The sequence below is a fragment of the Vibrio sp. N418 genome (assembly GCF_000222565.1).
GTDB lineage: Bacteria > Pseudomonadota > Gammaproteobacteria > Enterobacterales > Vibrionaceae > Vibrio > Vibrio scophthalmi.
In genome coordinates, this window is record NZ_AFWD01000045.1 from 185,734 (window position 1) to 200,202 (window position 14,469).

At 46.2% G+C, this 14,469-nt stretch carries 14 protein-coding genes; 2 read left to right on the plus strand and 12 right to left on the minus strand.

Translation table 11 applies throughout. The features are described from left to right. Window positions 1-70: 70 nt before the first annotated feature. The 9 genes from RH86_RS09315 to RH86_RS09355 form a co-directional block, all read right to left on the minus strand. Complete coding sequence (locus tag RH86_RS09315; protein ID WP_009733779.1) at window positions 71-1,654, minus strand: PTS transporter subunit EIIC; 1,584 nt, start codon at window positions 1,652-1,654, stop codon at window positions 71-73. A 3-nt stretch (window positions 1,655-1,657) separates the two neighbouring features. Continuing rightward, a complete protein-coding gene (locus RH86_RS09320; RefSeq protein ID WP_190275903.1) occupies window positions 1,658-3,064 on the minus strand; it encodes a Sapep family Mn(2+)-dependent dipeptidase in 1,407 nt (468 codons plus the stop codon). A gap of 59 nt (window positions 3,065-3,123) precedes the next feature. Further along, window positions 3,124-3,819, minus strand: coding sequence for a ribose-5-phosphate isomerase RpiA (rpiA, locus tag RH86_RS20285; RefSeq protein ID WP_009733781.1), 696 nt, complete (start codon window positions 3,817-3,819; stop codon window positions 3,124-3,126). Further along, entirely contained in the window at window positions 3,820-5,817 is a 1,998-nt protein-coding gene (gene tkt, locus RH86_RS09330; protein WP_009733782.1) for a transketolase, read from the minus strand. Between the two features lie 14 nt (window positions 5,818-5,831). Continuing rightward, window positions 5,832-6,785: a transaldolase gene (tal, locus tag RH86_RS09335; RefSeq protein WP_009733783.1), complete on the minus strand. Its 954-nt coding sequence runs from the start codon at window positions 6,783-6,785 to the stop codon at window positions 5,832-5,834. After that, the gene (locus RH86_RS09340; RefSeq protein WP_009733784.1) at window positions 6,782-7,525 is read right to left on the minus strand and encodes an HAD family hydrolase; all 744 of its coding nucleotides are present in this window, start codon (window positions 7,523-7,525) and stop codon (window positions 6,782-6,784) included. Before RH86_RS09340 ends, tal begins: the two co-directional genes overlap by 4 nt. A gap of 23 nt (window positions 7,526-7,548) precedes the next feature. Beyond that, window positions 7,549-8,706, minus strand: a complete 1,158-nt coding sequence (locus RH86_RS09345) for an iron-containing alcohol dehydrogenase (RefSeq protein WP_009733785.1) — start codon at window positions 8,704-8,706, stop codon at window positions 7,549-7,551. 71 nt (window positions 8,707-8,777) lie between these two features. Continuing rightward, on the minus strand, window positions 8,778-9,488 hold the full coding sequence (locus RH86_RS09350; protein ID WP_005596232.1) for a ribulose-phosphate 3-epimerase: 711 nt from the start codon (window positions 9,486-9,488) through the stop codon (window positions 8,778-8,780). 9 nt (window positions 9,489-9,497) lie between these two features. After that, window positions 9,498-10,340, minus strand: coding sequence for a Cof-type HAD-IIB family hydrolase (locus RH86_RS09355; RefSeq protein ID WP_038219486.1), 843 nt, complete (start codon window positions 10,338-10,340; stop codon window positions 9,498-9,500). Between the two features lie 213 nt (window positions 10,341-10,553). Here RH86_RS09355 and ulaR point away from each other — a divergent pair, with 213 nt between their 5' ends. After that, entirely contained in the window at window positions 10,554-11,330 is a 777-nt protein-coding gene (gene ulaR / locus RH86_RS09360; protein ID WP_174269648.1) for an HTH-type transcriptional regulator UlaR, read from the plus strand. A gap of 391 nt (window positions 11,331-11,721) precedes the next feature. Next, entirely contained in the window at window positions 11,722-12,717 is a 996-nt protein-coding gene (locus RH86_RS09365) for a transporter (protein WP_009733787.1), read from the plus strand. A 68-nt stretch (window positions 12,718-12,785) separates the two neighbouring features. Here the strand turns inward: RH86_RS09365 and RH86_RS09370 are convergent, their stop codons facing one another. From RH86_RS09370 to RH86_RS09380, 3 genes are read right to left on the minus strand one after another with little or no spacing between them, the layout of a single operon-like run. Then, window positions 12,786-13,448 carry a hypothetical protein gene (locus RH86_RS09370; protein ID WP_009733788.1) on the minus strand — a complete coding sequence of 221 codons (663 nt, stop codon included), beginning with the start codon at window positions 13,446-13,448 and terminating at the stop codon, window positions 12,786-12,788. A 2-nt stretch (window positions 13,449-13,450) separates the two neighbouring features. Beyond that, the gene (locus RH86_RS09375; protein ID WP_411572004.1) at window positions 13,451-14,128 is read right to left on the minus strand and encodes a C39 family peptidase; all 678 of its coding nucleotides are present in this window, start codon (window positions 14,126-14,128) and stop codon (window positions 13,451-13,453) included. Between the two features lies 1 nt (window position 14,129). Next, entirely contained in the window at window positions 14,130-14,459 is a 330-nt protein-coding gene (locus RH86_RS09380; RefSeq protein WP_005596242.1) for a hypothetical protein, read from the minus strand. Between the last annotated feature and the right edge of the window lie 10 nt (window positions 14,460-14,469).

A 14,469-nucleotide genomic window follows, 5' to 3' on the forward strand; every position in this document is an offset into this window, starting at 1 on the left:
ACAGGCGGGTTGCTTTTGTTTTAGTTATGGTTTTTTGTAGGGTGTTGCAGGATGCTTAGTTATTGATCAGCTATGAATCAATACCTAAGGCATCTTTAAGACCTGAAGCGATGGTGATCACGTTCGCGCCGTAGATAACTTGGATACCTTTTGGCATACGAACCACACCGATTGCGTTCAGCTCTTTCTTCCAAACCTCATCGCTTGCAGCAAGAGATTCATCATGCAGTGACACACGTAGACGTGTTGCACAGTTAGAGATGTTTTCAATGTTATCCGCGCCGCCCAATGCATCGATGATTGCCACTGGTAGACCCGCTGTGTCTTGTTTCTGCTTCTTCTTGAAATCGTCTTTTGAGTACAGTGCGATATCAGCGGCATCGTCATCTTCACGGCCCGGCGTTTTCGCATCGAACTTCAAGATGAAGAACTTAAACGTGTAGAAGTAAATCACGAAGTACAGTGGAACAATCCATAGTAGTGCCCATGCGTGTACTTTTTCAGGTTGCAGCAGGTTTGGCACCATGAACAGCAACTGGTTACCGTGGATAGAGACACCAAACATTTCTGTAATCACGTAAGCAAGACCGTTTAGTGGTACGTGCACAGCAAAGAACAAGAATGGTTGAACGAATAGGAACGTGTACTCTAGAGGCTCAGTAATACCGATAACTGCCGCAGTAAAGACTGCGGGTACCATGATTGCCGCAACTTTCTTACGGTTCTGAGTTTTCGCCGTTACATACATTGCGTACGCCGCACCTGTTAGACCACCGATCTGAATTGGAATACGACCGCTAGTAAAGTTGTGCGTAATGTAGCCTGTTGCGTCTGGTGAGCTCATTTGGCCGTTCATGATGTTACGAACACCTTCGTAAACCACACCGTCAATTTCCATTACGCCGCCCACACGAGTGTACTCGATTGGGAATGCGATTAGGTGGTGTAGACCGAACGGTAGTAGGCCTTTATCGAACACACCAAATAGGAATGAACCGAAAATACCAGAGCTAGTGATTAGCGTAGTGATTGACTGCAATCCGCCTGCAATTGGTGGCCATGCGTAGTAAACAAACAAGGCGATTGGCATGATGGCAAAGTAAGCAAAGATCACAACAGCGCGAGGGCCAGAGAAGAAACTTAACAGTGCTGGCATCTCAAATTTGTAGTAACGGTTGTGGATCCACGCGGTGATACAACCAACTAAGATACCGCTGAAGATACCCATGTTGTAAGCGAAGATGCCGAGCGAATCACCCCAAAGTGAATTGAAGTTTTGCGCCGCAACTTTATCGTAGCCCGCTTCCATTAGCGCAGGAACGCTGGTCGTTTCTGCAGTCCAACCGTGGTAAGCGGCAATCGAACCGATCGCTACGTTGAAACACATAAACATGGTGAAACCTGTAAATGCCGCCCAACCTTTTTCCGATTTCGCCAGTGCAAATGCCAAACCAATGGCAAAGAATGGTGGTAGGTTACGCATCACCATCAAACCAAGATCCAACATCAGTTTGAAGAATGCGAAAATAACAGAGTCATGCGATGCCATCTGGTTGACAACGCCCGCGCCTATCCCGATAAAAATACCTGCGATTACTAGGACGATGATCGAAACCATCATACCGCCAGCAAGTGCTTGAACCTTATCTCTCATAATTTACTCCTGAAGTGATATGAGAACTTTCACGTATATCGTTATTGCTTTTATTAGCGACTCTAGATTGAGCTGTTCATTTGGCTCATGAACAAAAGTCGCTTCTCCAGGGAAAGTTGGTCCGAATGCCACTCCATACTCCAACGCGCGCGCATACGAAGCTGCGCCTTTGCTGAAGCACTGTGCGTCCATTCCTGTAACGTCGGAATAAGCTTTCCCCATCGTCTGGATAAGGGCACTTTCGGGTGAGAGGTAAGATAGAGGTAAGTACTGATGCTCGATAAAGTTCACGCCAGCTTGTTGGGATAAAGCGAGCAGTTGGGTACGAACTTGTTCGATTGTCAGGCCTTTAGGAAACCGAAAATCAAAATCCAAATTGTAGCCACGCGAATCCAAGTTAATCGCTGAGACACAACTGGTGGTTGTGCCCATTTCATCATCTTGGTGGCTTAAACCTAATTTCGAACCATCATGACTCTTTGTAAATTGGGAGTTTAACAAAGTGATCAAGTGAGCCGAATTGGCGTCTAAACCCTCGACGTGGCGCATAACTTCAACAAACTTGTCCATACAGTTGTCGACTTTATGCGGATTGCGGGATTTCTCCCACGGCGTTGATAACTCAACGCGACAATGTGATTGGTCATAAATCACATTAGCAAAAGTAGCAAATTGCTCAGCCACCTTTACCGCATCAGCTCCGGCAAGTTCAGCCACTAAGTGGTGACACGTGGATGTTCGGTCACGTTCACTCACTAGGCTTTTGATCTGACAAGAACCGTTATCACTAGAGGCTGGAAATTCCCGCTCCAGTGTTGCATACAGTATGCCTTTTTCACCATTGACGATTGGGAAGTCGCCGTCTGGAGAAAAGCCATAATCTGGCTGCGGATTGTGTTTAAAGTAATGCTCAACACATTCCCAAGTTGTCTCTTCTGCACCACCGATGATCACGCGGATCTTTTTATTCAGTGGCAACTCGAGCTGTTTAAACAACTTGAGGATGTATAAGCTGGCCATTAATGGCCCTTTATTATCGGTGACGCCTCGTCCATAAAGCATATTGCCTTCGCGCGTCATCTGATATGGCGCTGTACGCCATTGGCAATCATCGCCTGCTGGCACCACATCCACATGGTGCAGCAAGGCAATTTCTTGCTCACCTTGGCCGACACTGATATCCAGCGCATAGCCTTGGTGATCGCGCACTTCTAACCCTTGTTTTTCCGCAAATTCAATTAAGTAATCAAATGCTTGGCGAATCGGCTGACCAAAAGGAGCAAGCTCACCTTTGGTCGCTAAATCACGCACAGACGGAATAGCAATCAGACCAGATAAATCATTGAGAAAATCATCAATATGACAATAAAGATACTCGATAAATTCAGCTGAAAACTTGCTATCCATCATATTTATTCCTTAATTCACGCTTTAAAAATGGGGTTATTGATAAAGTTGTAATCAGTGTCTCATTTTAGAGATAACCAACGCACACCAAGGTGGTTAGAGAAAGCCATGTGCTTAGCTGGACACTGCGCAAAGATGCCGTTTTCCACCACACCCGGAATCGCATTTAAGCGCATTTCTAGCTCTGCAGGTTCACTCATATCAAGACCTGCGACATCTAAAATAATGTTGCCGTTATCAGTAACGCACCCATCACGTTGGACCGGTTTACCGCCCATCGCTTGCAGTGCTAATACCACTGGTGTTTTCGCCGCAGGAAGAACCTCGATTGGCAGTGGGAACTTGCCTAAGAACTCCACCAAACGGCCTTCATCAGAGATGGTGATAAAGCAATCTGCCATACACGCAATCACTTTTTCACGACCGAGCGCGGCACCACCACCTTTGATGGTAATGCCATTACTTAGACCTTCATCAATGCCATCAACATAGAAATCGACACGCTCGCAATCTGCCAGAGCGATCTCTTTCAGACCCGCCGCTTGAATCGCTTTGGAAGAGCGCTCAGAGCTCGATACACAGTGTGCAAACTCCACGCCTGATTGTGCCAACAGCTGCACGAACACTTCGGCGGTTGCACCGGTACCAATACCAATAACCGTCTCTGCGGTAATCGTTTGCGTAATATGGTTTAAGGCTGCCGAAGCAGCCTTAACTCTTACGCATTCATCCGCTGTATTTGAGATGAATGATTCCATTTATTTTTGCTCCATCAATTGGTTCGCTGTCTCCACCACGTTCGCCACGGTGAAGCCAAACATTTCAAATAGCTGCTCAGCAGGGGCTGACTCACCGAAGGTCGTCATACCGATGATCTTGCCTTGTAGACCCGCATACTTGTACCAGTAGTCAGCAATGCCCGCTTCAATCGCGATACGCTTAGTTACGTTTGCTGGCAATACTTGTTGTTGGTACTCAGCGCTTTGGGCGTCAAACACATCGGTCGCAGGCATAGACACAACGCGGCAACGAATATGGCTAAGTTGTGCTTGTGCTTCCATCGCTAAGGTCACTTCTGAACCCGTAGCGATCAAAATCAGTTCTGGCTCGCCTTCACAATCAGACAGGATGTAACCACCTTTCGCCACATTCGCCAGTACTGCCTCATCTCGTGGGTATTGCACCAAGTTTTGACGCGAGAAAATCAATGACGTTGGACCATCAGTTCGCTCAACCGCGGCTTTCCATGCCACTGCCGCTTCCACCTGATCACATGGACGCCATGTACTCATATTTGGTGTTAAGCGTAGCGATGCGATTTGCTCAACAGGTTGGTGTGTAGGGCCATCTTCGCCCAAACCAATCGAGTCGTGAGTGTAAACAAAGATGCTGCGTTGCTTCATCAGCGCCGCCATACGCAATGCATTACGCGCGTATTCCATAAACATCAGGAACGTACCGCCGTAAGGAATAAAACCACCATGCAGCGCGATACCATTCATCATCGCCGACATGGCAAATTCACGTACGCCGTAGCTTAGATAGTTTCCAGAAGCATCTTGCGCAGTAATTGCTTTAGAGCCTGACCAATTAGTTAAGTTTGAAGGGGTTAAGTCTGCTGAACCACCTAGGAATTCAGGTAGAGTGGCACCGAATGCTTCAATCGCATTTTGTGACGCTTTACGAGTTGCAATCGTGGCTGGGTTATCTTGCAATGTTTTGATGAAATCATCGCTGATTTGCGCCCAGTTTTCTGGCAATTCACCGTTTACACGACGTTTAAATTCTGCCGCCAACTCCGGGTAAGCACTTTGGTATTCAGCAAAACGGTTATCCCATTGTGCTTCGGCATCTTTGCCCGCTTCTTTGCCATCCCATGCTTGGTAAATGTCATGTGGGATCTCAAATGGAGCGTATTCCCAACCAAGGTTTTCGCGCACTAATGCCACTTCTTCTTCACCCAGTGGTGAGCCGTGGCAATCATGGCTAGCCGCTTTGTTTGGCGAACCGAAACCAATCACGGTTTTACAGCAGATCAACGTTGGTTTGTCGGTTTCCGCTTGCGCAGCCAGAATCGCTTTACGAATCGCTTCAGCATTATGGCCATCAACACCCGCAATCACATGCCAGCCATACGCTTCAAAACGTTTTGGCGTGTCATCGGAGAACCAACCTTCAACATGACCGTCAATTGAAATGCCGTTATCATCCCAAAACGCCACCAGCTTGCCTAAGCCAAGTGTGCCTGCGAGTGAACACGCTTCATGAGAGATACCTTCCATCATGCAGCCGTCACCCATAAACACGTAAGTGTGGTGGTCAACAACGTTATGACCTGGACGGTTAAACTGCTCTGCCAGTACTTTTTCTGCTAGCGCCATGCCGACACCGTTAGTGATGCCTTGGCCTAGCGGACCTGTGGTGGTTTCAATACCCGGCGCGTAACCATATTCAGGGTGACCTGCGGTTTTTGCATGCAGCTGACGGAAAGACTTAATGTCTTCCATGCTAAGATCGTAACCCGTTAAATGCAGCAAGCTGTAGATCAGCATTGAGCCGTGGCCATTAGATAGAATGAAACGGTCGCGATCAGCCCAATTAGGGTTAGTTGGGTTGTGCTTTAGAAAATCGCGCCAAAGCACTTCAGCGATATCTGCCATCCCCATTGGCGCACCTGGGTGGCCAGATGCAGCTTTTTGTACGGCGTCCATGCTAAGAACGCGAATAGTATCGGCCAATTTATTACGTGAAATCATTTGGTTCATATTCCTTACAGACGCGCTTCAATCATGGCTTCAAGTTTGCCTTGGTCCGCAGCAAAGTTACGGATACCTTCAGAGAGCTTTTCCGTTGCCATTGGGTCTTGGTTCATTTCCCAACGGAATTCCACTTCTGTCATCGCCGTTGGTGCAGCTTGAATCGTGTCACGAGCAGCAAATAGCGTTTGTTCAATTTCGCCTTCTTGCGCCGCAAGTTGATCGAGAATCGCAGGGCCAATGGTTAGACGATCACAACCGGTTAGTGCCAACACTTCTTCCGCGTTGCGGAAGCTCGCGCCCATCACGACGGTGTTGTAACCATGGTCTTTGTAATAGTTGTAGATTTGAGAGACTGACACCACGCCTGGATCTTCATGCGGTAGGTACTCTTTTTTATCGGTGTTGGTTTTGAACCAATCAAGAATACGGCCCACGAATGGGGAGATGAGGAATACGCCCGCTTCTGCACATGCTTTGGCTTGGGCAAAGTTAAACAGCAACGTTAGGTTGCAGTTGATGCCTTCTTTTTCTAGCACTTCTGCGGCGCGAATGCCTTCCCATGTTGAAGCCAGTTTGATCAGGATACGCTCTTTGCCAACGCCCGCTTCTTGATACATGGCGATCAATTTGCGCGCTTTTACTAGGCTTGATTCTTTATCGAATGAAAGGCGAGCATCAACTTCGGTTGAAATACGACCCGGAACGGATTTTAAAATTTCCACACCGATGTTGACCGCCAGTTTGTCACCCGCATCAATGATCTGTTGTGCTTTATCTGCGCTTTGCTTTTTCGCCCACTCGATCGCATCAACAATTAAGTGATCATACTGTGGCATTTCCGCCGCTTTAAGTACCAATGAAGGGTTGGTGGTCGCATCTTCCGGTTGGAAGGCAGCAATCGCGTCAATGTCACCGGTATCGGCAACGACTGTCGTGTACTTTTTCAGTTGTTCTAATTTATTCATTGTTCTGTCTCGATAAGTTGAATTATCAATTGCGCTAGCGATAGCTGACTCATCGATGACAACACCAAATTGGCGTGCGATACATCGAGGTGTTGAGTCAGTAGGTTGGTTACCGCAACCGTTGAAATACCTGCCGATCGAGCCGCTGTGATCCCTGGAGGAGAGTCCTCAAAGGCGATGGCTTGATGGGCAGAAACTCCCAGTTTTTTCAGGCTTTCTAAGTAGATATCTGGCTGTGGCTTACGACGTTCTAAAGCAATCTCTTCTGCGCCAGTAAAGCAATCAAAGTAATGTTCGAGCCCGAGGCGCTTTAGAATTGGCATGTAGTGTTCGTATTCAGAACTGGTGGCTAACGCCATCTTAAGCTGTGCTTTTTTGGCGGCATCGAGGTAATCTCGAACGCCGTCTCGCTCGGAGATATGAGCGATGAGTTGGTAGGCAATCTCTAACACTTGATCACGAATTTCGTTATCAGTGCAATCGTTACCAGAGCTTTGACGATAAAGCTGATAAAGGGCGGTTGCTGGCGCTGAGTTCCCAACTAGGCCAGCAACCTGGAGTGGCGAAACATCCACACCGTATGGTTTTAACAAAGCTTCCCAGGCTTTGTACATACAGCTTTCTGTATCGACTAATAGACCATCGAAATCGAAGATTAACGCTCTGATTTTGCCGCAGTTCATGTCCTCTCGTTCCACACTCTCTGCTGCGCATTTCATCAAGCTAACTCCGTTTTCCATGTTCTCATCTCCGTTTCACTCTGTTATGCCAAGCTGGCGCGCAGAATGGTTTTCATTTCGTCACCGCTGGTAAGCGGTAGGTTGAAACAAAATGCAGGCTCAAGAGCTGCCACATCTTCTTCCGTTACGCCAACTTGCGTCAGGTTATGCTCTAAGCCAATTTGCTGTAAGAACGTCACCATGTGTTGTGCCAACGATTGCGCTTTTTCTTCAGTGCTTCCCACGGCACCAAATAATTCCGCTACTTTGGCATAACGCTCTGGCTGTTTACGCCATTGCAGTTGAACATAAGCTGGGTAGACCACCGCCAACGTTAAGCCGTGTGGCAAGTTGGTTTTGCTACTACCTAAAATCTCACCCAGTGGGTGTGGTGCACCTGCACCGCCATTTGCCAGCGAGATCCCGCCCAAAGTATCCGCTGTCGCTAATCGACAACGACCTTCAAGATCAGAACCGTTGGCCACCACATGTGGTAGGTTTTCGACCACCAACTTCATTGCTTCTAGCGCTAGGCTATCCACTAATGGTGATGGTTTTGTTCCAGTGTATGATTCAAACGCATGCGAAAAAGCATCAAAACCGGTCATTGCTGTCATGCGCGGTGGCAGAGTTAGCATCAACTCAGGGTCAATAATCGCTTCACATGGGTAAAACTCTGGATGGAACAAAGTCAGTTTTGAGTGACTTTCTAAATCAGTGATCACCGCTGCATGCGTGACTTGCGAACCCGTACCTGACGTGGTTGGAATCGCAATTAATGGCATCGTTGGAGCTGGTAGCGCTTTAACATCACCAAATGGTGAATCGTAATTAGCAAACCAATGTGCCCAATCGATAGTGTCAACATTCATCGTTGCTGCAATGATTTTCGCCGTATCGATCGATGAACCACCGCCGATAGCAAGTACCACATCACAGCCCGCGGCAACACCAACTTGGCGACCAAGTTCAACAACGGTTGTTGGTGGGTTTGGTACCACGCCATCAAAGTGAGTCACTTCGATTTGTTGCTCAGCAAGTAGCGCAAAAATGCGCTCATAAGCAGGTTTTACTGCATCAAAAATAGGTTCCGATACCACAAGGCAGCGGCGGCCGTATTGTGCAACCATTTGACCAATTTGGTTCACATTGCCCGGGCCAAAGCTCAGCTTAGTCGGTTGGTAGTGATTGAAATGTGTCATGGTAAATCCTTGATTGGTGCCGAGCCGGAGCATATTGAGGGTGATTCAGCTCGACACCGTTTTTAGTTTAATTATGCTTTTTCAGCGGCAACGGCTTCTTCTGCTTTATCTAGTGCTTCACGGAAATCGTGAACACCTGCAGTGATACCGTCTTTGTGACCAAAGATGTTAGTAGAAGCAACCATGACGTCGATGTCTTCTTTTAGTAGCGCTTCTAGGTTGTGGTTACGGATACCACCATCCACACATAGCTCACAGTTCGGGTTACGCTCGTTGATCAACTGACGCGCTTCACGAATCATTTCAATTGCAGATTCACGCCATAGCCACTCATCGTTGTTCACGCCGTGGATAACAATGTGTAGACGGTCTAGGTAGTAAATCGCTTCTTTAACGAAAGAAACAGGGGTGAAACAGCCCACTGTTAGACCAAACTTCATGTTGTAGTCACGGCAGTACTTCATCATGTACGCCAGTGGTGCACCTAGGAAGTTTTCCGCAGGAAGGATCAGCATGTCTGCACCCGCTTTCGCGATTTTCTCTACGAATAGACGGTCACAATCTTTGAAGTAAGCGTGTACTTCGATTGGTTTGTCCGTGTATTGACGAATACCTTCAACGATTTGGTGGCCACCCATTAGCTGCATGTTTTTCAGATCGTGCATATCAGCTGCATCACAGTGGATGTAGTCTGCACCTGCATCAGACACTTCTTTTACGACGTCAGCGATGTGACCGTAATCTACGTGTGCTAGACCTGCTGCAATTTTTACTTTTTTCATGATATTTCCTTAATAGCTAAATGAGTGTTGGCAAGAGTGTTGACCTTCAGACACAACCAGTCTGAGATACTGTCCAATGCCGCAACCGTTATTATCTGTAACAATGAGGTTGGCTAAGCCGCGCAAAGCAGGGCTTGCATTTGCCATCGCTACGGGTTCACCAACAATACGGAACATTTCTGCATCGTTGTCGCCGTCACCAAATGCGATGGTTTGTTTAGGAGCGATATTTTGCTGATTCAACCAGCACAGCGTTGCTTGACCTTTATTGACACCTAAACCGGTAATATCCAGTTTGTTTGGCGCAGAAAGGTCAGCTTGCAGGCTGCTTGTTAGGGTGTCGCGCAATTGACAAAGTGCGATTTTGTCATCACTCGACACTAATACTTTGTACACATCACCACAGTGCGCTGTTAGCGCTTCTACCGCCTTAATGATGGCAATCTCACCTTGTGCATTATTCATCTCCATCTGCTTTTTCAAGCCAAGGAAATGCGCTGACTCTTGCGTGGCATAAATGCCGTTTTGTGCATAGATAGTGAAGTAGAACTGACCAAGATTGAGCATGTCGAGCAATTGAGTAAGTTGCTCGGTTTCAATAATGGTGCTGTGGTTAACACGTTGTTTCACTGGATCATATTGGTAAGCACCGTTGCAACAAATAATGGGAGCAGTCACTCCCAACTGGTTGACATAAGGCAGCATCAAATTATGAGGACGACCACTGGCAAGTGTGACTTGATAACCTTCACGCAGTGCGAGCTTTATCGCATCAATATTATTCGCGTTGATCTGATGTTGGTCGTTCAGTAGCGTTCCATCTAAATCAATAATGATTGCTTGATACTTCACCTTGGCCTCCAATGACTCTTTGTGACTCGAAATGACTATAAATGACCAAATGGCGTCACGTAAAGTCATTTATGACTTTTTATGACTAAAAACCAGCTAAAGATCACAAATTCAGGTCATTTAAAAATCAAAAAACGTCATAATGAATTTTTATTTGCTCAAAACGTCAAATTCGGTCAAAATAAACCAAACATAAAAATCAAGGGCTTAGTTATGAATGAAGTGCAACGTCATAGAAGATTGCTGGAGTATTTAGAAAACCATACTTACATCAGTACTAATGACTATGTTGAAATGCTTGATATCTCTCTTTCTACTGCACGCAGAGATATCACTAAGTTGGCAGAAGAAGGTCGACTGACTAAGATGCGCAATGGTGCCGAAGCAATTCGTCATGATGAGCAAGTAAGCAGCGCCCACGCGACCTCTCACTTCATTCCGGCAGAAATGGACATTGACAACTACGATGCCAAAGTGCGCATCGCGCGTGCAGCAGCCGATCTTTGTGAAGAAAATGACAGTGTGATTGTCAGTGGTAGCAACACCACCTTTTTAATGGGTGAACATTTGGCCGGACATAACATCCAAGTGATCACCAACTTTATGCCGCTTGCTTATCAATTAATTCAAGCCAATCACCCTAGCTTGATCATTTTAGGTGGTCAGTATCTGCCAGAGCGTCACATTACGATTTCACCAGATGCTGAATCAGCCGATGAACACTCCAGCCGCTTTGTTTTCTTTACTGGAACTGGTATCACCAAAGCGGGGGTTTATACCTCTGATATCTTGGTTTATATGGCCGAGAAAAAACTGCTCGAATACGGCGATCGTTTAATTGCTCTCATGGATAGCTCTAAGATTGGCAAACATGGCGGTAAGCTACTGGCATGTGCCTCGCAGCTTGATACGCTGATCACCGATGAGGCTGCAGATAAAGAAACGCTGCAATCGCTGGTAGAAGCAGGGGTGAAAATTATTCTGGTCTAATTTGAGAGACCACCTCCCTCTCTATGCTCAACCCAAAAAGCGCTTATTTCGATAAGCGCTTTTTTGATCTTCGATGATTGGCTCTATTGCGATACCGATGCTCTTGGCAAATGATGAGCGGGAGAAATTCGCTTTAGATTAATCAGTCTCACTTTTGAGAAAGTGAAGGGCTATAAGTATGAAAAAAGTACGTATAGGCAACAGCGTGAAATGCGCTTACGTGCGCTACTTTAATTATTAACCCTATATATCAAGTGGCTAAAACCAAGCCATCGCGATAATTGCTTACTTCCTTTAATTTAAGCGGTAAAAATTCCGTGTACCAACAGTGGCAATAATCCTATTGCTGTCCTATCTAAGAGAGGGACAAATAATAAATAGGGACACAATAATGACAAAACCTCTGATACTTTCGCTGCCATTTCTGCTTTTCTCACCTGACATTTTGGCTGACAATCATCAAGCGCCTGAAGAGGCCAAACGAGCACAAACTGTTGCCGATGTGATTGAACGACCGGGGGTTTTAACGCCAAAAGGACAATTTGGCGTAGAAGCGTCACTCAACTACTCACAAAACTCCTCTAATAAAGTCAATATCATCGGCTACACCGTGCTCCCTACTCTTATTATTGGCCGCATTGAAGTGAGTGATTCCGATCGCACCACCATCACTGCCGGCTTAACAGGGCGTTATGGCTTAACCAACGATACTGAAATAGAAATCCGCCTACCCTTTGTCTATCGCAACGATCAAATATCGGTGAGACCGATTCAAGATGGCGCAGCAGATGAAACCATTAACAGCGATTTAGATGGCGGAGGATTGGGAGATATTGAGTTTGCCATTCGACACCAATTTAACTTTGAGACCACACCTTACTGGGTTGGTAGCCTACGGATAAAATCGGATACGGGTAAGTCCCCTTATGATATCGACGTCGATCCGCGTACCAATGCACTCAAAGACGCCCCAACAGGATCGGGATTTTGGAGTATCGAGCCCGGTATTTCGATGATTTATCCGACCGATCCAGCGGTACTTTTCGCCAGTGCTTCTTATATTTATAACATTAAAGACGATGTAGATTTTGACGGGCAATCGGCAGAAATCGATCTCGGTGACACAATATCTCTTGGCGCTGGGCTCGGGTTTGCGATCAATCCCGATTTATCGCTATCGATCGGCTTTAGCCACCAAACGATCCTCAAGAGTAAAGTCGATGGAAGAACGGATGATGAAGCAAAATTGCTGCAACTTGACTCGATGACTTTTGGCGTAAATTATGCATTTAGCCCGACGAGCTCAGTTAACATCAGCGCGCAAGCAGGCTTAACCGAAGATACGCCCGACTTTCAGCTCAACGTGCGTGTGCCTTTCTCATTTTAAATCATCAATTTCAATCAATATAAAGTGCCAGCCTCATAAGAGAGCTGGCACTTTAAGTGTTCTAACCGTTACTGAAAACTGAATTGAAGCGCTTGTTGTAACTTGTTACTACGCTCAATTTGTTTCATCACTCCCCCAACCTGAGCATCAATATTAATGACGGTATCAAAGCCTAACACGGTATTATCCAACGAATTTTGAATGATACTGGTGATGGATGTTTGATTCACTTGAGGTAATGGTGCAACGACTTGGCTCACATTGACTTGAGGTTCAGGGCTTTGAGGTTCAAGGCTTTGCGATTCATTCGCTTCTAGCCCGTTAACTGGCGATACGTCAACTTGCTGAGCATTCGCTTGCAACGCTTCGGGCTCGTCATTAGCAGGTAATGGTGTGACCGTACTCACCGGCAGTGCTATTGAGTTTCCTCCTCCTACCTGTACAACCGTGGTCGTAGTAGGAGCCACCCTTTGTTGTCGCGCAGTAAGGCGACCGTTTTGAATCGTCAAATTCGCAATGTGATTGGTAAATAACATTTCTCCATTAATGGATGTACGGATGCTTAACCCAATATTGACCATAAAATCATCATTGAATTTAAAACCTCCACGATAGTTCGAGAGCTCGTGCTCTTGTAAAGGTACGAGTTGATTAAGTTGATAGGTCGCAGCATAGGCTTGCCCGCTAAAGCAAACCCCTATTACGCCGACCAACCAAAGTGTTCTAAACATTGTTAATACTCCCCACTTCCGGGCAGTGTAATGCTAAATACGCCTAATGAATCTCGGCTGATTCCCGATTCAACCGGCGAAGGCGCGTACAATGTGTAATTGTCATCAGAAATATAAGTGTTCTGTGCAATGTTGAGATGGTTACGAATAAGCAACACAATACCAGAGTAGTACTGAGAAAATTTCTCATATCTCATCTGTATTGTTCCACGCGAAGGATCACCCAAAATCACTGAGTGATTGTTCATGCCTTTAATCACCACAAAATGCATGTAGCCATCAAAGTTGACCAAGGTAATACCCGGAACACCAAGCTCGCGCATCTTTTCGAGTGGTACATTAAATCCATCCGCTTGATAACCTAGAGATTCCAAGTACAGTTTCATATCTAGTAATGAAAAACCGCTTTTTTTGATCTTACTTTGATCACCTTTCTCAAACATTACTTTGAAAATCGTATTTTCATCTGCTGGGTTATCGTAATGGTAGGTTAGAAGAGATGCGACCGCCGCCGAACCACAGCTAAAATCATACTGTTGGCGAACAACGTCGCCAAACAACATTTCTTTGTAGCTTTTAACCGGCACCGAGAATACACCTCGGCTGGGCATGTAATCTAACGCATGGGAGGATGCGGATAAAACCAGCATCCCCAATATTACTGTTCGCCAAAAAACCATATCATTTCAGTGTCAGGTTAACGACCATTGAGTTTTGGATCAGCACATTATTGCCGGTGTTTTGAATCACGCTGGTGACGCCAGAGCTGGTTGCTAAAGCACCCGCTGCAATGACGTTACCACCGTTGATCGTGTTGTTTGCAATATTGCCTTCACTCAAACCCACAATTTCCGAAGACGCTGTCACACTATCTAAATCTATGGTGTACTGACCACCTCGCGAGCTATCCATAACATCATTGGATAGCTCATAGTCGTCAGCCAGCACAAGATCATCAGCATAAGCGTTGACAGCGAGCAACATACTTAGTGCGATTAGTGCTAAGCGCATGACATTCTCC